Raw genomic sequence first — 17,822 nt, forward strand, 5'->3', positions numbered from 1 at the left:
AGACCTCCGAGTGGGTGGGTTCAGCCCTTGAGGCTGCCGTCGGTGAGACCGGCCAGGATGTGTCGTTGGAAGAACAGGAACAGCAGGACCATCGGCACCGATGCCAGCACCAGCCCGGCGAGCAGCAGGTTCAGCGGCATGTCGATCTGCATCCGGGCGATCGCCACGGACAGGGTCTGCTTGCCGGGGTCGGGGAACACCAGCAGCGGCCAGATGAAGTCCTTCCAGGCCGCCACGATGGCCAGGATGGACACCACGGCCAGGATCGGCCGGGAGATCGGCAGCACGATCCGCCACAGGACGCGGACCGGGCCGGCGCCGTCCAGCACGGCCGCCTCCAGCAGTTCGCCGGGGATCTGGTCGAAGAACCGTTTCAGCAGGTAGATGTTGAACGCGTTGGCCGCGGCCGGGAACCAGATCGCGGTCGGCGAGTTGATCAGGTTGGCGCCGAGGACCGGCAGGTCGGTGATGGTGACGTAGGTCGGCACCAGCAGCGCGGACGCGGGCAGCAGCAGGGTCACCAGCATCAGCCCGAGGATCTTGTTGCCCAGGACGGGTCTCAGCTTGGACAGCGCGTACGCGGCGGGCACGTCGACCGCGAGCTGAACGGCCCAGGCGCCCACGGCCACCACGAGCGTGTTGAGGAAGTACCGCGCGAGCTCCATCTGGTTCCACGCCTGGGGATACGCGTCGGGATGCCACTGGCTCGGCACCAGGGTCGGCGGTGTCCTGGCCAGCTCCGCGGGATCCTTCATCGCCCCGGTGATCGCCCAGAACAGCGGAAAGACGAAGGCCAGCACGAACAACGCGAGTACCACGGCGAAGACCGTCCAGTAGATCGCCTTTCCCCGGGGGGAACGCAACTGCGCCGGGGAGACCAGGGTCCGCATCAGTCGCTCCTCGTCCTGGTCAGCCGCAGGTAGGCGCCGGAGAATATCGCCAACGCGACGAGCAGCAACAGGCTCAGCGCACTCGCCGACCCGAAGTCGTTGTACGTGAACGCATACCGGTACAGCAGCAACAACACGGTGACCGTGGAGTCCTCCGGGCCGCCGCCGGTCATCACGTACGGCTCGGTGAACACCTGCATGGTCGCCACGATCTGTAGCAGCAACATCACCAGCAGCACGAACCGGGTCTGCGGGATCGTCACGTGCCACAGGCGTTTCCACAGCCCGGCGCCGTCCAGTTCGGCGGACTCGTACAGCTCACCCGGGATGGTCTGCAACGCCGCCAGGTAGATCAACGTGGTCGAGCCCATGTTCGCCCACGTGGACACGATGACCAGCGAGATCATCGCGGTGCCGCTGGAGTCCAGCCACTGCCCGCCGGGCAGGCCGACCGCGCCGAGCGCCGCGTTCGCCAGGCCCGGCCCCGGGTTGTAGATCCACTTCCACAGCATGGCCACGACCACCGGCGGCAGCATCACCGGCAGGTACACCGCGACCCGGAAGAAAGCCTTGGCGTGCCGCAGTTCGTTGAGCAGGACCGCGGTCCCGAACGGCACGGCGAACCCGAGCACGAGGGCGAACCCGGTGAACTCCAGGGTGTTCAGCCACGCCCGGCCGAACAACGGGTCGCGGAACAGGGTCCGGAAGTTGTCCAGGCCGACCCAGGTCGGCGGGTCGACGAAGTTGACCTGCTGGAACGACAGCAACAAGCCGCGGACGATCGGGTACCACGAGAACAACGCGAAGACCACCAGCGCCGCGGCCAACAACCCGTACGCCGTGACGTTCTCGGTCAGCCGGCGGCGGAACCTGGCCCGTGCCGGCGCCTTGACGGTGACCGGCCACTGTGGACCGGTCACCGCGACGACGTCACTTGACTTGAGCGAGGGCACTGTTGACCTTGCCTTCGGCGTCGGTCAGCAACTGGTCGACATTGGCGTCCTTGTTGGTGAGCACGGCCTGCATCACGCCGTCGAGCACGGCGTAGATCTGCTGGGCGTTCGGCGGCTCCAGGTTGCCCCTGAGCGTGCCGTTGCCGTCCAGATAGGACTGGAAGTTCTTCGCCGGAACGTTGGCGTACTGGGCTTTCAGCGCGTTCTGCTTGGCCTTGACGTCCCCGGTCCAGATGTCCGGGGTGGGGATCGCGGGCAGGCCGATCGGCTGCTGCTCGGCCAGGTACTGCTTGATCCGGGTCTCGATCCGGTCCGGGTTGAGGTACTTCCACTGGATCCAGGCCAGCCCGGCCTTGATCTTGTCCGGCGACGCCTTCGGGTTGACCATGTAGCCCTCGCCGCCGAGCAGGGTGCCCTGCCCGCCGGGCATCGCGGCCACGCCGTAGTCCTCGTAGCGGCCGTTGAACTGCTTGACCAACACCGGCACGTTGTCCGGGGCGGCAAGGTACATGCCGAGCTTGCCGGAACCCATCATCTGCTGCACATCCGTGGCTTCGAGCAACTGCTTGGCGCCCATGGTGTTGTCCGTCCAGCGCATGTCGTGCAGCAGCCGCAGCGCGCCCTTCACCTTGTCGTTGTTGAAGTCCGCGACCCACTTGTCGCCGTCCTGCCGGGCGACCTGGCTACCCATGGCGTAGGTCCAGGTCACCAGGTGCCAACCGCCCTGGTTGTTCTTGCTGAGGTCGGCGAACCCGACCGTGTCACCGCCCAGCGCGGCGATCTTCTTCGCGTCCGCGCGGACCTCGTCCCAGGTGGCCGGCGGTTGGTCCGGGTCCAGGCCGGCCTTGGTGAACAGGGCGCGGTTGTACAGCAGGCCCATCGAGTAGTTCGCGGTCGGCAGGCCGTAGATCCGGCCGTTACGGTCCTTGAAGATGTCGATCAGCGGCTGCTGCAGCTGTTTGAGCACCGGCAGGTCCTTGACCTGGTCGGTGATGTCCGCGGCCTGCCTGCGGGCGATGATGGTGGCCGGGTCGGTGAAGTATACGTAGTACACATCCTCGAGCTGGCCGCCGGCGAGCTTCGCGGAGAACGTCTTGGGGTCCATGAACCCCTCGTGCGGCTCGATGTGGATGTCCGGGTGCGACGCCTCGAACTCGGCCACGTCCTGGTCGAAAAGCTTGCGTTCGACCGACTGGGTCTTCGGCGGCTGGCCGGTGACCGTGATCGTCACCTTGCCACCGGCAGCCGGTTTGTCCGTCGAACCGCTCCCACAGGCGGTCAGGGCTAAGCCCCCGATCAGGAGAAGGACCGTGGCCCGAAGAGATCTCTGCATGGTTGGCGCCCCATCTCAGCTCTGCGACGACGCTCAGTGATGGCGCTCACCATAAGAGACTCGAACGATTGTCCGCAATATCTCGATGAGATTCCGCAAGTAACGAACAGGACCTAGCGACGGATGGGCGCGGTGGAGCCGCGCACCACCAGCTCCGGCTCGAACAGCAACTCCTCGTCGGTCACCGAAGCCCCGTTGATCTGCATGGTCAGCAGGTCCACCGCGGCCCGCCCCATCGCCTCGATGGGCTGGCGGACGGTCGTCAGCGGCGGGTCCACGCAGTTCATCAGCGCCGAATCGTCGTAACCGATGACTGAAACATCCTGCGGAACGGACAGGCCCTGGCGGCGGACCGCCCGGATCGCCCCGAGCGCCTGCGGGTCGCTCGCGCAGATGATGCCGGTGATCCCCCGTTTGACCAGGCGCGCGGCCGCGGCCTGGCCGCCTTCCAGGGAGAACATGGCGTGCTCGAACACCTCCGGGGTCACGTCCAGTCCGGCGGCCTTCGCCGCCGCCTCGAACGCCACCTGCTTACGTTGCGACGGCACATGGTCCGGCGGGCACAACACCATGCCCACCCGCTCGTGCCCGAGCGACAGCAGATGCGTCAGCGCCTGCTCGGCGGCCACCGCGTCGTCGCACGACACCCGGGGGAACCCGAGGCCCTCGATGGCCGCGTTCACCAGGACGGTCGGCAGGTTCCGTTCGGTCAGCCGCCGGTAGTGGTCGTGGCCGGCGTCGGCCTGCGTGTACAGGCCGCCGGAGAACACCACGCCGGACACGTGCTGCTGCAGCAGTAGCTCCACGTAGTCGGCCTCGGAGACGCCGCCCGCGGTCCTGGTGCACAGCACGGGGGTGAACCCCTGCTGGGCGAGCCCGTTGCCGATGATCTCGCCGAACGCGGGGAAGATCGGATTCTGCAGCTCAGGCAGGACAAGGCCGACCAGCCGGGCGCGTTCCCCGCGCAGCTGGGTCGGCCGCTCGTAGCCCAGGACATCGAGGGCGGTGAGCACGGCGGTGCGAGTACTCTCCGAAACACCGGGCTTCCCGTTGAGTACTCGGCTCACGGTCGCCTCGCTGACCCCGACCTTGCGGGCAACCTCGGCAAGTCTTCGCGTCATGACCGCAACTATATGACAAACCTTGCAGGTTCCTTGCGGCCATTTGCAGGTGTGTCGTTGCATCCCGGCCACCGGCCTTCACCGGAACGTGTCCGTCACGGGCCGGGGGTTGGGGCGTTGTGCCTGGTGTGCGGGTCGGGTTCGCGATGCTCGCGGCTGCCGTGGTGCTTGCGCAGCCGCCGAACGAGGCAGGTGTGGCACCGGGCGCCGCCGTGTCCGACGGACGGCCGGGGGAGGCGTTCGCCGATCCGCGGGTGGCCGAGCTGCAACGGACCGCCAGCGGCATCCAGCGGGAACTCGGCACTCTCGCCGACCAGATCCACGACGCGTCCGCAGCCGTCGCCAGGACATCCGACGCCCTGGCGGCAGCGCGGGCCGAACGGGCGACGGCGGACGACGCCGTGCGGGCCCAGCAGGTCGACGTGGACCGGTTCGTGTCGGCTGTCTACGCCAACGACGGCCAGCCCAACCAGTTGCAGGTCCTGCTGCTGGCCCAGTCCCCCAAGGACTTCCTGGACGGCTCCAGCCTGATGGCCCGCGTGCAGGAGCAGCGCGCCGAGGAGTTCACAGCCGCGCTGCGCCGCCAGCAGGACGCGGTGGCCGCCGAAGGGACCGCGGCAGCGGCCGAGAAGGACGCCGCCGACCGCAAGACGGATCTCGACCGGCGCAACGGCGATGCCACCAACCGCGCCGCCGCCGTCACCGACGAGTTCCACGCCAAACTGGCCGCCACCAACACCGCGGTCGTCGCGCAGCAGCAGGCCCAACAGGCCCGCAACCGGCAGACCGCCGCCAACTGGCACGACTATCTCGCGAAACTGGCCGCCGGCGACCACGTGCAGATCCTGCCCCCGGACGTCGTCCGGGCCGTGTCCACCGCCGTGGACGCGTTGGGGAAGCCTTACGTACCAACCCAGGGCGACGGACCGAACGCCTACTCGTGCGACGGGCTGACCCGCGCCGCCCACGGCCTCACCGGCTCCGCCGCCGACCAGATGGCCGTCCTGCAACCGGTGACCGACCCGCAGCCGGGTGACCTGGTGTTCCTCGGCCCGGCGCGGTACGGCGTGCAGAGCGTGGGAATCGTCCTCGATCCGCGCACGATGGTCACCGCGGACGCGCGGCTCGTGGGCGTGGTGGTCGAGGACATCCCCGGCGGCGACACGGTTCTCGGCTACGCACGGCCGTCCCTGCCACGCCGGCCGCAGCAGCCCGTGCCGGCCAGGACCGACAACGGGCTGCGTTGGCGTTGCGGGGGAGTGGACCTGCCGTCCGGGGCCTGGAGCGGCTATCCGAACGGCATGATCCCGGCGGCCGCGCTGTGTCCGGTCGGAATCGGCGACCACCGGCTGCGGTGTGACGCGGCACAGGCGTTCCAGATGATGTCCGCCGCGTTCGGCCAGACGTTCGGCCGGCCGCTGTGCCTCACCGACTCGTACCGGACGTTCGAGGAGCAGGTTCGGCTGTATGGCGCCAAACCCGCGCTCGCGGCCGTCCCGGGGACGAGCAACCACGGCTGGGGGCTGGCGGTCGACATGTGCGGCGGTGCCGAGTCGTTCGGCGCACCCGAGCACAGGTGGCTGATGGCCAACGGACCGCGGTTCGGCTGGACCAACCCGCCGTGGGCGCAACCCGGCCACGGCCGCGAAGAGCCGTGGCACTGGGAGTTCGGCTAGAACGCCAGCACGATCTTGCCTCGCAGGCCGCCCGCTGCGGTCCGCGTGTGTGCTTCCGCGACTCGTTCGATCGGCAGCACGTCCGCGACGCGGGTCCGCAGGCTGGTCAACTCCGCCAGCTGCGCACTGTCAGGTGCGGAGAACACGACCGTCGTGTCGATGTCGCGCTCTGACGTCAGCGCTGGGGCGCGGACGCCGACGTACCGGCCGCCGGTGCGGATGGGGGAGAGGTCGCGGGTGACCGCCGGGTCGAACATCGCGTCGACGTCCGTCGGCAGCGGTTCGCCGCGGGTGATCACCTGCTTCGCGCCGAGACCGGCGACGTAGTCCTCGTCGCCCGCGGACGCCACGGCGATGACGTTCAGGCCGTCCCGCGCGGCGATCTGTACGGCGAATCCACCGACGCCGCCACTCGCGCCCGTGATCAGTACGGTCCCGCCCGGCTGCGCGGTCAGCAGGTCCAGACCTTGCCGCGCGGTGAGCGAGTTCATCGGGATGGTCGCGGCCGTCGCCCAGTCGATGCCGTCGGGCAGCGGCGTGAGCCAGCCTGGGGCGGCCAGTACGACCTCGGCGTTGGTGCCCTCGCCTGTGCCCTCCGCCAGCCACGGGTACAGGCCGATCACGCGCTGGCCCGCGGTGAAGCCCTCGGCGTCGTCCAGGACCGTGCCGGCGATCTCCCAGCCGACCGTGAACGGGATAAGCAGGTCCGGCGTGAGCGCCGCGAGCACCCCTTGCCGCAGGTCCAGATCCGTCGGGTTGACCGTGCCGGCGTGCATCCGGACCCGCACCCGGCCGGCCACGGCCTCGGGTTCTGGCCGTTCGGTCAGGCGCAGGACTTCGGGTCCGCCGTATTGGGTGACTTCGATCACACGCATTGATCTCTTCTTTCCGCACTCGGTGACCTTGCGTCCCCAGCCTCCGGGCGGCGGGAACCGGCGGAAAGTAGGTACCTTTTAGTGCCTAGGGAAGGAGGCGGACCATGGCCACGCAGCCCGCGGCTCAGCGCCGTGCCGAGGCGAAAGTCATGTACGACGCGTTCGTCGCGACCTGTCCGACTCGGCAGGTGTTGGCGATGATCGGGGACAAATGGGTCGGCCTGACCGTCGCCGCCCTGTCGAACGGGCCGATGCGACACGGTCAGCTGCGCGCCAGGATCGCCGGCGCCAGCCAGAAGATGCTCACCCAGACGCTGCGCCTGATGGAGCGCGACGGCCTGGTCACCCGCACGGTCACGCCGACCGTGCCGCTGCGCGTGGACTACGAGCTGACCGCGCTGGGCCGTACGTTGGTCCCGGTGCTGACCGCCGTGAAGGAATGGTCGGAGACACACATCGCCGAGATCATGGCCGCACGCGACGCCTACGAGGCCAGAACCAGCTCCTGACCAGCGAAAATAATGATCGTGGCCGGAATTGTCGGTGGTCCGGGCTAGGGTACAGTCGATCACGTTGTTCGAACATACGATCGAATGACTGCCTGTGCGTCGAGAGTGGTTGGGAGCTGGCGATGGTCGTCGACTGTGACAGCTGTGAAGTGCGTGGGAAGGCCTGTCAGGACTGCGTGGTGAGCGTCCTGCTCGGGGCGCCGCCCAGCATCGAGCTGGACTCGTCCGAACAGCGCGCCATCAACGTGCTCGCCGGTGCCGGTTTGGTGCCGAAACTGCGGCTCATTCCGATCCGGCCGGTCAATACTTCCGAGGTTGCCTGAGCACGCGCCGAACGGTACCCATTCGGCGCCGAACGGTAACCGGGGTGGCTGAGCTGGGTGTTGTCGTGCTCACACTCGGCAGTCAGCACTGCTCCATGTGGGTTCGGCACGCCGCGGATCAAGTTTTTTCGCCCCGCCGGTGGACGGCCGTGCTGTCTTTTCGTAACCTGTCCGAGATCTCGCGGCCGGTTAGTCGTCCACCAAGGACGACGACGCGGGATCGCCGCCGAGTCAGCCCGTCGGGGAGCTGAACCGGAACCCCATCGGTTGGAAGAACGTGTTCGACCCGGGTGCGTGTCCACTCGCAGGTCGGCCGGGTTCAGGGTGCCCCCGCGCCCTGAGCTTCGCGCTTCCTTCCCTCGGCGGTACGGAGAGACGAAGGAGACACGCGCGACGTGGCGTCGCAACGACTTAAGCGCGGCATGCGTGGAGCACTCACCGCCTCCGCCATCATCGCGGTGGTCACCACCACCTCCCAAGTTCCGGCCCTGGCCCAACCCCCGGCGAACTCCGACTCCGACGCGGTCAAGAAGTACAAGGACCTGACCGCACAGGCCGACCAGGTCAACGAAACCCTGCTGAAGGCCACCGACGACGCGAAGGCCAGACAGGCCGAGTTGGACAAGGCCAACGCGGACCTCGCGGCCGCGGCCCAGGCCAAATCGCAGGCGGCGGCCACCGAGCAGGAGTTCCGCGGCCAGGTGGACGAGCTGTCGACCGCCACTTTCCAGGGCGCCCGCTTCAACAAGCTCTCCGCCTTGCTCACAGGCACATCGGCGCAGGACTTCCTCGACCGATCCACCGCGTTGAACGTGCTGGCCACGGACAACAACAAGGCGTTGACCGAACTGGCCGGCGCGGTCAGCACGGCCAAGGACTCGGAGGCCAAGGCCGCGGACGCGACCAAGCGGGCCACCGAGGCCCGGGACGCGGCGGCCAAGCTGAAGGCGGACATCCAGGCCCAGAAGGACGCCCTGGACGCCCAGCTCAAGCAGGTCAAGGCGGCTGCGGACAAACTGACCAAAGCGGACAGGCAAACCCTTGCGGGTTCGCAGGACAACGGCGTCTACATCACCGCCCCCGGCGCCGCCGGTGCGGCCGTCCAGGCGGCGCTGTCCCGGCGCGGCGACCCGTACGTGTGGGGTGGCGCCAGCCCCGGCGGGTTCGACTGCTCGGGCCTGGTCGAGTGGGCGTACGGGCAGGCAGGCGTCGGCCTGCCGCGGTCCAGCCGCTCGCAGTTCGGCCTGGGCAAGTCGGTGTCCATCAACGACCTGCAGCCGGGCGACCTGCTGTTCTACGGTGGCAGCGCGTCGTCCATCCACCACGTGGCGATGTACGTCGGCCAGGGCATGATCGTGCACGCGTCCACGTCCGGCCAGCCGGTGAAGACCGCGCCCATCTCGGGTGGCGGCAGTGACTTCTTCGGCGCCAAACGCATCGTCGGCTGACCCGGTGCCGGTCCCTCGTGTGCGTGACGCTCACGAGGGACCCACACCGGTGCCATACGATCAGAAGGTGACCGGGATCGCTCGGTTCCGAGCCCTGCTGGTGGCCGGGGTGGCGCTCGCCCTGGTCGGTGGTCTCACCCTGGTCTCGATGCCGCCGCGGCACGACGCGGCGACGCCGGAGCCCGCCGCGCCGATCGAGGTCTCCAGCGCGCCCAGCCAGGCTGGGATCGCCCCGCCGCCGTCGATGCGGACCGACGCGGTGCAGGCGCTCCTGCACAAGCGGGCGGATGCCGTGGTCCGGCGGGACGAGAAGACCTTCATGGCGGGCATCGACCCGCAGGCGGATCCCGTTTTCGTCAAGGCGCAGCTGGCGATGTTCGCCAACCTCGCCGGGGTCCCGTTCCGGGAGTGGTCGTACTCCCTGCAGCCGCAGCGAGCCCTCGACCCGTCCGCACTCCCGGCGGTCCAGGGCGCGGAGGAGCTGTGGGCGCCGGAGACCCAGCTCGTGTACGCGCTGCGCGGGTCGGACACGTACGCCACCCAACGGCCCATGGGGTACCTGTTCGTGCGGCGCGCCGGCACCTGGTACCTCCACTCGGACACCGACCTGCAGGGCGTGGGCCGCAAGACGTGGCGTGGGCTGTGGGACTTCGGCCCGTGCATGGCGGTGAGCACCGGCCACGGCCTGGTGATCCACCATCCGGCCAGGCAGGCGATGGCGCAGCGGGTCGCGAACGAGCTGGACGCGGCGGTCAACGCGGTGAGCGAGGTCTGGGGCCGGACGTGGCCGGAACAGGTCGTGGTGCTGCTGCCGGACACCGCGGCCGAGATGCGTGCCCTGGTCGGCCCGAGCTTCCCGGTGGACTCGGTGGTCGCGGTGTCCATCGCGGACGTGGTGGACACCGACAAGAACACCGCCGCCGGTCAACGCGTGGTGATGAGCCCGACCACCGCGGACGGGCTGTCCGTCGCCGCGCTGCGGATCGTGCTCCGGCACGAGATCACCCACATCGCCGCCCGTGGCTCCACAGTGGACGGGTCGCCGATGTGGCTGCTGGAGGGCTTCGCCGACTACGTGGGCTACCGGGAGAGCGGTATCCCGCTGGGCCAGGCCGCGCCCGACCTGACCGCCCAGATGACCGCCCGCGGCCCGCCCGACAAGTTGCCGGCTGACGACGCCTTCCGCAGCCAGGGCGCCACTCTCGACCTGGCCTACCAGCAGTCGCTGGCGGTCGCCCGGTTCGTGGCGGACAAGTTCGGCGAGCCCAAGCTGCTTCAGCTGTACCGGACGCTGGCCAAGGCGGGCCGTACCACCCCGGCCGAACTCGACAAGCTCCTGCACTCGGTGACCGGCCTGACCACCGAGCAGTTCGTCGCGGGCTGGCGTGAATACCTGCGGGAGACCCTCGGATAGGGTTGGCTTGGTCGCGCCGGTCATTTACGCCACGCAACACGCCCGACATCGTCCCGGGCACGACGGCGGCCAGCCCTGAGCGGAGATGTCGGTCGCGTGGGGCGGGGTGGAAATGACTGGCTTAGGCGACCAAGCGCGTCCGAACGGAGAGAGGACAATCCAACACTGCCATGGTCAGGACTCTGCTGGTGACCAACGACTTCCCGCCGCGACACGGCGGTATCCAGTTGTACCTGCAGGCTTTGGCCACGCGCCTGCCCGCACATTCGTTGGTGGTGTACGCGCCGGCCTGGGCGGGTGCGGCGGAGTTCGACGCCCAGTTGCCCTTTCCGGTCGTCCGGCATCGCACGTCGCTGATGCTGCCGACCCCGGACGTGGCCCGGCGGGCCCGGCAGATCATCGCCGCCGAAGGCTGTTCGACGGTCTGGTTCGGCGCGGCGGCGCCGCTCGCCCTGCTCGGCCCGACGTTGGGCGTGGACCGCGTGGTGGCGTCCACCCACGGCCACGAGGTCGGCTGGTCGATGTTGCCGGTGTCCCGGCAGGCGTTGCGCCGGATCGGCTCCACCGCGGACGTCGTGACGTACGTGAGCAAGTACACCCGCGCGCGGTTCGCCGCCGCGTTCGGTCGGCACGCCGCCCTGGAGTTCCTGCCGTCCGGTGTGGACACCCAGGTGTACCGGCCGGACCCGGAGGCGCGGGCCCTGATCCGCAAACGCCACGGGCTGGCTGACCGGCCCACTGTGGTGTGCGTGTCCCGGCTGGTGCCGCGCAAGGGTCAGGACATGCTGATCCGGGCGATGCCGCTGATCCGTCGCCAGGTCCCGGACGCGGCCCTGCTGATCGTCGGCAGCGGGCGGGACGAGTCCAGACTCCGGTCCCTGGCAAGGGACAACGACGTGATCTTCACGGGATCCGTGCCATGGGAGGAGCTTCCCGCGCACTACGTCGCCGGCGACGTGTTCGCGATGCCCTGCCGGACGCGCGGCAAGGGACTGGACGTCGAAGCGCTGGGAATCGTGTTCCTGGAAGCCTCCGCGTGCGGCCTGCCCGTGGTGGCGGGGAATTCCGGTGGCTCACCGGAAGCCGTGCGCGAAGGCGTCACCGGGTACGTGGTGGACGGCCGTGACGTGTCGCAACTGGCCACTCGCGTCGGCGGCCTGCTCGCGGACCTGGACGCGGCGGCCGCAATGGGACAAGCCGCGCGCGACTGGGTCAGCGCACAGTGGCGGTGGGACCAGATGGCCGACCGCCTCCAGACCCTGCTGCACCCCCGCTAGGAGTAGATCGCCTCGATCCGGTCGGCGTACGCGGTGGTGATGACTTCGCGGCGCAGTTTCAGGCTTGGCGTGATCTCGCCGCGTTCCTCGCTGAAGTCCTGTGGCAGCACGGTGAAGCTCCGGATCGACTCGGCGCGTGACACCGCCCGGTTCGCTGTGTCCACAGCGGACTGGATCTCGGCGTGCAGATCCGGGTCGTCGGCGAGGTCCGCGACCGTGGCCGTGGCCGCCTTGCCGTGCTGCGCTTTCCACGTCGGGAAGTAGTCCTCGTCGATGGTGACCAACGCCCCGATGAACGGCCGCCGGTCGCCGACCACCAGGGCCTGGCTGATCATCGGGCTCAGCCGCAGCCCGTCCTCCAGCACGGCCGGGGCCACGTTCTTGCCGCCCGCGGTGACGATGATCTCCTTCTTCCGGCCGGTGATCGCGAGGAAACCGCCGTCGGACAGGGTGCCGAGATCGCCGGTGTGGAACCAGCCGTCCTTCAGCGACTCGCCGGTGGCCGCCGGGTCGCGCCAGTAGCCGCGGAACACCATCGCCCCGGACAGCAGCACCTCGCCGTCGTCCGCGATCCGCACGGACGCGCCCGCGACCGGCCGGCCGACCGTGCCGACCTGGAACCCGTCCAAGGTGTTCACCGCGATCGCGGCCGACGTCTCGGTCAGCCCGTACCCCTCGAACACCGGCACGCCGATGCCGCGGAAGAAGTGCGCCAGCCGTTCGCCGAGCGGCGCGCCGCCGGAGATCGCGGCCTCGCAGCGCCCGCCGAGCGCGCCCCGCAGCCGTCCGTACACCAGCCGGTCCGCGACCAGGTGTCGCGCCTTCAACGCCAGGCCGGGCCGTGGAGTCTGGCTGTACCGCACCGCCAACGCCTCGGCCAGGTCGAAGATCCGGCCCTTGCCGCTCGCGTGCGCCTGCTGTTTCGCCGAGTTGTACACCTTCTCGAACACCCTGGGCACCGCGACCACGAACGTCGGCCGGAACGTCCCCAGGTCACGCACCAACGTCTTGACGTCCGGCAGATGCCCCAGCGTGGTCCGCGTGTACACGCAGCAGATGGCGATCGCGCGGGCGAACACGTGCGCCAACGGCAGGAACACCAGCATCGAGTTCCCCGGCCGCAGCAGCTGCGGGAACGCCATCAGGTCCGCGCGCACCTCCGCCAGCAGGTTCCGGTGCGTCAACTCGACGCCTTTGGGACGGCCGGTGGTGCCGGACGTGTACACGAGCGTGGCCAGATCGTCCGCGCGGACGCCGCGGCGCAGCTCGTGGGTCGCCTCGCTGTCGACCTCGGCGCCCAACGCGGTCAGTTCGTCCACGGCCGGCGCCAGGTCGTCGCCCGGTTCGATCTGCCAGACCCGGCCCACCTCGGGCAGCCTGTCCACCAGGGCGTCCACGGTCGCCCGATGCGCCGCGGTCTCCACGATGACGGCCTTGGCGCCGGAGTCCGACAGCACCCACTCCACCTGATCCGGTGACGACGTCTCATAGATCGGGACGGTGACGCATCCCGCGGTCCACAGCGCGAAGTCGAACAGGGACCACTCGTACCGCGTCCGGGACAGGATCGCGACCCGGTCGCCCGGTCGCAGCCCGGTCGACACCAGGCCCTTGGCGACCGCGAGCACGTGCGCGGCGAACTGGCGCGCGGTGACGTCCACCCATGAGCCGTCGAGCAGGCGACGGAAGCTCACCGCCTCGGCGAACCGGTCGGCGTTGGCGAACACCATGTCGGTGAGGTTCTCCTCGGCCTTTACCGTCACCGCACCTGGCGCTGTGTATTCCCGCACGTCAAGTCAACTTAGTGCACGGGTTCATGACATGCTGCATCCGTGCCTGCTGTGGACGTCGTCGACGAGACGTTTCTCGCCGTGCCTCCGCCCGTTGTGGCCGCCGCGTTCGCGGACCCGCGGTCCTGGCGCGGGTTCTGGCCGGATCTCACCCTCGACGTGTATCTCGACCGGGGGGACCAGGGTCTTCGGTGGACGGTCCGGGGCGCGCTGGTCGGCAGCATGGAGGTCTGGCTGGAACCGATGCTGGACGGCACCCTGCTGCACTACTTCCTGCGCGCCGACCTGCCTGACGGCCTGCGGCCGCGAGACGTCCGGCGCGAGCTCGCCCGCCGCCAGTTGGCCGCCAAGACCATCGCGCTGGACCTGAAGTTCGCGCTGGAGGACGGCCGGCGCCCTGGCTGCCCACCGTGATCCACCTCTAAAGTAGGAGTGGTGCGGGTCCACGTCGTTTCCGATGTCCACGGCAACTCGGACGCGTTGGCTCGCGCGGGCGACGGCGCCGACGCGTTGGTCGTGCTCGGTGACCTGATCGACTTCGTCGACTACCACGACCACTCCGGCGGCATCCTGGGCCGCGTCTTCGGCCCGGAGAAGGTCGCCACGTTCGCCCGGTTACGGCGGAGCACCGGCACCCGGCACGCGTCGGAGATGGCCACGTACGCGCGCACGCTGTGGGAGAGCCTGGACAACGCCACCGACCTGGTCGAAGAAGCCATCCGCGAGCAGTACACGCGCATGTTCGGCGCGATGACCGCGCCCACCTACGCCACGCCCGGCAACGTCGACGTCCCGGCGCTCTGGCCGGACTTCGCCCGCGCCGGCCTGACCATGCTCGACGGCGAGGTCGCCGAGATCGACGGGCTGCGGTTCGGCTTCGTCGGCGGGTCGATCCTGGCGCCCGGCCGGCACGTCCGGCGCTCCGGCGTGTGGTTCCCGTACCTGCGGCCGGAGGACGATTTCAACGCTGGTGTCGGCAAGCTCACCGAAGTCGACGTGCTGTGCTCGCACATCCCGCCCGCTGTGCCCGAACTCACCTATGACGTCGTCGCGCGCAAGGCCGAGGCCGGGTCCCGCGCGTTGCTGGACCTGATCCGCGAGCAACGGCCCCGATGGTCGCTGTTCGGGCACATCCACCAGCCGCTGTCAGCGCGAACGCGCGTGCACATGACCGACTGCATCAACGTCGGACATTTCCAGCGCACGCAGGTGCCACACGTACTGCGCTGGTGAGCCGACCGGGTAGCCTCCCCCGCATGGCCGACGAGTCCACCCAGTCCATCATCGTTGAGGCAGACGCGGACACGATCATGGGCGTCATCGCCGACTTCGCCGCGTACCCGGAGTGGACCGGGGCGGTGAAGGAGACCGAAGTGCTCGCCGAGGACTCCGACGGGCAGGCCGCCGAGGTCCGGTTCGTCATCGACGCGGGCATGTTCAAGGACACCTACACGCTGGCGTACGAGTGGGCGACCGACGGCCTGTCGGTGAGCTGGAACCTGGTCAAGGGCCAGATGCAGAAGGCGCAGCAGGGGCGGTACGTGCTCCAGCCGCAGGGCGACGAGGCGACCAGGGTGACGTACACGCTGTCGGTGCAGCTGGCGGTGCCGATGATCGGCCTGTTCCGCCGCAAGGCCGAGAAGATGATCATGGACATCGCGCTGAAGGACCTCAAGCGCCGCGCCGAAGGGCTGTAACCCGGCAGTGCGGATCCTGCTGTTCACCGGAAAGGGCGGGGTGGGCAAGACCACCCTGGCCGCGGCCACCGCGGTCCGGCTGGCCGGACGAGGGCACGAGACGCTGGTCGTGTCCACCGACCCGGCGCACTCGCTCGCGGACGCGTTCGGCGCGCGGCTGGCCGGCGAACCATCCCTAGTGGACACTCGCTTGTCCGCGGCCCACGTGGACACCCGTGGCCTGGTCGACTCGGTGTGGGACGAGCTGCGCGGGAAGCTGCGGCTGGTGCTCGCCGGCGCCGGGGTGGACTCGCTGGACGCCGAGGAACTCACTGTCGTACCGGGGTTGGACGAGCTGCTCGCGTTGACCGAGGTGGCCCGGCTGGCGAGGACCGGCGCATGGGAGACCGTCGTCGTCGACTGCGGGCCGACCGCGGAAACGTTGCGGCTGTTGGCTTTGCCGGACGCCATCGGGACGTACCTGAAGCGCGTGTTCCCGCCGAGGTCGGTTCGCGGCATGGTGTCCGGGGTGGGCCGGCAGGGCTGGGCGGACGCGGTCGAACGGCTCGCCGAGCACCTCACCGACCTGCGGGAGTTGCTCGCCGACCCGCAGGTGACCGGGGTGCGGCTGGTGCTGACGCCGGAACGGCTGGTGGTCGCCGAGAGCAGGCGCACGCTGGCCGCGTTGGCGCTGCGGGACATCCGGGTGGACGGCATGATCGCCAACCGGCTGGTGCCGAAGGCCGGGATGCGCGGCGTCCTGCAACGCGGCGGACCGGCCGCGACCTGGCTGCGGACCCGCCGGGCCGAGCAGGACGCGGTGCTCGCGGAACTGCGCGTGTCCACACCGTTGGAGTTGCGGGTGGTGGAGCACCGCGCCGCCGAACCGGTCGGGCTGACCGCGTTGGCCGACCTGGCGGACGAGCTGTACGGCCGGTCGGATCCGTTGGCGTGCGGCGATTCCCGGCCGCCGTCGCTGCTGCGGATGCGGCCGGACGGCGACGCCTACCTGTTGCGGGTGGCCCTCCCGCTGACCGAACAGTCCGATGTGGATCTCGCGCGGGTGGCGGACGACCTGGCCGTGACGGTCGACGGGATGCGCCGGCTGGTGCCGTTGCCCGCGGTGCTGCGGCGGTACGCGGTGGTCGACGCGTCGGTCGACTCGGACGGGCTGCTGGTCCGGTTCGAGATCCCGGTGGAGGCGTTGTCATGAGCACCGAGCCGGGCTCGCGGCTGCTCGAGGAGATCGTGCTGCTGTTGGCCGCGGTGGCCGAGCGGATGGGGCCGTACCTGGACCGGGTGGCCGCCGAGCACGACGGCCCGCCGGACAACTGTCCACTGTGTGCGGTCGGCGCGCTGGTCCGCGGCGAGCCCAACCAGTTGGCCGCGACGACCCTGGACCGGGCCGCGGACATCGTGGCCCTGCTGCGGGCGGTCCTGGCCGACCGGTGGGAGCCGGGTGTGCCCCATATGCCGGGATTCCGGCCGACCGGCCGCCCCCCGCGCGCGAGCGAGCCGCCGCGCGAACACAATCGAAAGGTGCAGCACATCCAGGTCCGGCGCGGCTTCGGTCCGCCGTCATGCTGACCATCGGCGTCGACATCGGCGGTACCAGCGTCCGTGCCGGTGTCGTCGACAACCGCGGCACCATCCTGGACACCGCGCGCGTGGGTACCCCGTCCGGCGCGGACGCGCTGAACGACGCGATCGTGTCGGTGATCGGCTCGCTGTCCGCACGGCACCAGGTCACCGCGGTCGGCCTCGCGGTGGCCGGCTTCGTCGCCACGGACCTGAAGACGGTCATGTTCGCGCCGCACCTGGCGTGGCGGCGTGCGGCGGTGGCCGAACGGATCTCCGCCAAGATCGACCTGCCAGTGGTGCTGGAGCACGACGCCAACGCGGCGGCCCTGGCCGAGTACCGCTACGGCGCGGCCCGGGGCGCAAAAGTTGCGGTCCTGATCGCCATCGGCACAGGAATTGGCGCCGGACTGCTTCTGAACGGAAAGATCTTCCGCGGCGCCCACGGTGTCGCACCCGAGCTCGGGCACCTTCGAATCGTGCCGAACGGGCGGCCCTGCTCCTGCGGCAAAGCCGGCTGCTGGGAACGGTACTGCAGCGGAACGGCGCTGAGCGCGACCGCCATCGAACTGCTCTCCGGCCACCCCGGCCAGTCCACCGTGCTCGCCCGCGAGGCGGCCGGCGACGCGCGATCGATCACCGGCCGCAAGGTCGCCGGCGCGGCCCGCGACGGCGACCCGGTGGCGTTGCGCGCCATGGCCGAGCTGGCCCGCTGGCTCGGCGAGGGCCTGGCCCTGGTGGCGGACATCTACGACCCGGAGGTCGTGGTGATCGCCGGCGGCGTCTCCGAATCGGCCCCCCTGTTCCTGGACGACGCCCGCGAGATCTACCGCGACACCGTCACCGGCGCCGGCTACCGCCCACTGGCCCGGATCCGAACCGCCCAACTGGGCGACGACGCCGGCCTGGTCGGCGCCGCCACCCTGGCCCGCGACGTCCTCAACGGCCGCCACTAGCCG

18 protein-coding genes are annotated in these 17,822 nt (G+C 69.8%); 12 read left to right on the plus strand and 6 right to left on the minus strand.

Translation table 11 applies throughout. The features are described 5' to 3' along the window. Positions 1-20: 20 nt before the first annotated feature. From EV192_RS48030 to EV192_RS48045, 4 genes are all read right to left on the minus strand, one after another. A complete protein-coding gene (locus tag EV192_RS48030; protein ID WP_132125479.1) occupies positions 21-890 on the minus strand; it encodes a carbohydrate ABC transporter permease in 870 nt (289 codons plus the stop codon). Continuing rightward, positions 890-1,810, minus strand: coding sequence for a carbohydrate ABC transporter permease (locus EV192_RS48035; RefSeq protein WP_243727548.1), 921 nt, complete (start codon positions 1,808-1,810; stop codon positions 890-892). Before EV192_RS48035 ends, EV192_RS48030 begins: the two co-directional genes overlap by 1 nt. A gap of 10 nt (positions 1,811-1,820) precedes the next feature. Next, a complete protein-coding gene (locus tag EV192_RS48040) occupies positions 1,821-3,176 on the minus strand; it encodes an ABC transporter substrate-binding protein (RefSeq protein ID WP_132125481.1) in 1,356 nt (451 codons plus the stop codon). 113 nt (positions 3,177-3,289) lie between these two features. Continuing rightward, positions 3,290-4,297: a LacI family DNA-binding transcriptional regulator gene (locus tag EV192_RS48045; protein ID WP_132125482.1), complete on the minus strand. Its 1,008-nt coding sequence runs from the start codon at positions 4,295-4,297 to the stop codon at positions 3,290-3,292. A gap of 119 nt (positions 4,298-4,416) precedes the next feature. On the opposite strand from EV192_RS48045, the gene EV192_RS48050 reads away from it, so the two are divergent. Then, positions 4,417-5,973 carry a D-alanyl-D-alanine carboxypeptidase family protein gene (locus tag EV192_RS48050; protein ID WP_243727549.1) on the plus strand — a complete coding sequence of 519 codons (1,557 nt, stop codon included), beginning with the start codon at positions 4,417-4,419 and terminating at the stop codon, positions 5,971-5,973. Here EV192_RS48050 and EV192_RS48055 read toward each other — a convergent pair. After that, positions 5,970-6,848, minus strand: coding sequence for an NADP-dependent oxidoreductase (locus EV192_RS48055; protein ID WP_132125483.1), 879 nt, complete (start codon positions 6,846-6,848; stop codon positions 5,970-5,972). The genes EV192_RS48050 and EV192_RS48055 overlap by 4 nt on opposite strands. Positions 6,849-6,952: 104 nt before the next feature. Between EV192_RS48055 and EV192_RS48060 the strand changes: the two genes are divergently transcribed. The 5 genes from EV192_RS48060 to EV192_RS48080 all read left to right on the plus strand — a co-directional run bounded on the left by EV192_RS48060 (position 6,953) and on the right by EV192_RS48080 (position 11,819). Next, positions 6,953-7,357 carry a winged helix-turn-helix transcriptional regulator gene (locus EV192_RS48060; RefSeq protein WP_132125484.1) on the plus strand — a complete coding sequence of 135 codons (405 nt, stop codon included), beginning with the start codon at positions 6,953-6,955 and terminating at the stop codon, positions 7,355-7,357. A 179-nt stretch (positions 7,358-7,536) separates the two neighbouring features. After that, positions 7,537-7,680, plus strand: coding sequence for a hypothetical protein (locus tag EV192_RS48065; RefSeq protein ID WP_341770996.1), 144 nt, complete (start codon positions 7,537-7,539; stop codon positions 7,678-7,680). Between the two features lie 395 nt (positions 7,681-8,075). Further along, on the plus strand, positions 8,076-9,128 hold the full coding sequence (locus EV192_RS48070; RefSeq protein WP_132125486.1) for an NlpC/P60 family protein: 1,053 nt from the start codon (positions 8,076-8,078) through the stop codon (positions 9,126-9,128). Between the two features lie 67 nt (positions 9,129-9,195). Continuing rightward, on the plus strand, positions 9,196-10,542 hold the full coding sequence (locus EV192_RS48075) for a hypothetical protein (protein ID WP_132125487.1): 1,347 nt from the start codon (positions 9,196-9,198) through the stop codon (positions 10,540-10,542). Between the two features lie 170 nt (positions 10,543-10,712). Further along, positions 10,713-11,819 carry a glycosyltransferase family 4 protein gene (locus EV192_RS48080; RefSeq protein ID WP_132125488.1) on the plus strand — a complete coding sequence of 369 codons (1,107 nt, stop codon included), beginning with the start codon at positions 10,713-10,715 and terminating at the stop codon, positions 11,817-11,819. On the opposite strand, the gene EV192_RS48085 is transcribed toward EV192_RS48080, so the two are convergent. Then, positions 11,816-13,609 carry an AMP-dependent synthetase/ligase gene (locus EV192_RS48085; protein WP_132125489.1) on the minus strand — a complete coding sequence of 598 codons (1,794 nt, stop codon included), beginning with the start codon at positions 13,607-13,609 and terminating at the stop codon, positions 11,816-11,818. The genes EV192_RS48080 and EV192_RS48085 overlap by 4 nt on opposite strands. A gap of 42 nt (positions 13,610-13,651) precedes the next feature. On the opposite strand from EV192_RS48085, the gene EV192_RS48090 reads away from it, so the two are divergent. From EV192_RS48090 to EV192_RS48115, 6 genes are read left to right on the plus strand one after another with little or no spacing between them, the layout of a single operon-like run. Further along, entirely contained in the window at positions 13,652-14,023 is a 372-nt protein-coding gene (locus tag EV192_RS48090; protein WP_132125490.1) for a polyketide cyclase / dehydrase and lipid transport, read from the plus strand. A gap of 21 nt (positions 14,024-14,044) precedes the next feature. After that, positions 14,045-14,842, plus strand: a complete 798-nt coding sequence (locus tag EV192_RS48095) for a metallophosphoesterase family protein (protein ID WP_132125491.1) — start codon at positions 14,045-14,047, stop codon at positions 14,840-14,842. Between the two features lie 23 nt (positions 14,843-14,865). Then, positions 14,866-15,306, plus strand: coding sequence for an SRPBCC family protein (locus tag EV192_RS48100; protein ID WP_132125492.1), 441 nt, complete (start codon positions 14,866-14,868; stop codon positions 15,304-15,306). A 7-nt stretch (positions 15,307-15,313) separates the two neighbouring features. Beyond that, a complete protein-coding gene (locus EV192_RS48105; protein WP_132125493.1) occupies positions 15,314-16,498 on the plus strand; it encodes an ArsA family ATPase in 1,185 nt (394 codons plus the stop codon). Beyond that, a complete protein-coding gene (locus tag EV192_RS48110) occupies positions 16,495-16,872 on the plus strand; it encodes a hypothetical protein (RefSeq protein ID WP_132125494.1) in 378 nt (125 codons plus the stop codon). The genes EV192_RS48105 and EV192_RS48110 overlap by 4 nt, the downstream gene beginning before the upstream one ends. Next, positions 16,866-17,819: an ROK family glucokinase gene (locus EV192_RS48115; RefSeq protein ID WP_132125495.1), complete on the plus strand. Its 954-nt coding sequence runs from the start codon at positions 16,866-16,868 to the stop codon at positions 17,817-17,819. Before EV192_RS48110 ends, EV192_RS48115 begins: the two co-directional genes overlap by 7 nt. Positions 17,820-17,822 lie beyond the last annotated feature (3 nt).

Origin of the sequence: Actinocrispum wychmicini (genome assembly GCF_004345645.1) — a bacterium.
In the GTDB taxonomy this organism is placed as follows: Bacteria; Actinomycetota; Actinomycetes; order Mycobacteriales; family Pseudonocardiaceae; genus Kibdelosporangium; species Kibdelosporangium wychmicini.

Coding starts and splice junctions, on each gene's coding strand:
- EV192_RS48030 (WP_132125479.1), bottom strand. CDS start 890: ATGCGGACCCTGGTCTCCCCGGCGCAGTTGCGTTCCCCCCGGGGAAAG.
- EV192_RS48040 (WP_132125481.1), bottom strand. CDS start 3,176: ATGCAGAGATCTCTTCGGGCCACGGTCCTTCTCCTGATCGGGGGCTTA.
- EV192_RS48045 (WP_132125482.1), bottom strand. CDS start 4,297: ATGACGCGAAGACTTGCCGAGGTTGCCCGCAAGGTCGGGGTCAGCGAG.
- EV192_RS48055 (WP_132125483.1), bottom strand. CDS start 6,848: ATGCGTGTGATCGAAGTCACCCAATACGGCGGACCCGAAGTCCTGCGC.
- EV192_RS48060 (WP_132125484.1), top strand. CDS start 6,953: ATGGCCACGCAGCCCGCGGCTCAGCGCCGTGCCGAGGCGAAAGTCATG.
- EV192_RS48080 (WP_132125488.1), top strand. CDS start 10,713: ATGGTCAGGACTCTGCTGGTGACCAACGACTTCCCGCCGCGACACGGC.
- EV192_RS48100 (WP_132125492.1), top strand. CDS start 14,866: ATGGCCGACGAGTCCACCCAGTCCATCATCGTTGAGGCAGACGCGGAC.
- EV192_RS48110 (WP_132125494.1), top strand. CDS start 16,495: ATGAGCACCGAGCCGGGCTCGCGGCTGCTCGAGGAGATCGTGCTGCTG.
- EV192_RS48115 (WP_132125495.1), top strand. CDS start 16,866: ATGCTGACCATCGGCGTCGACATCGGCGGTACCAGCGTCCGTGCCGGT.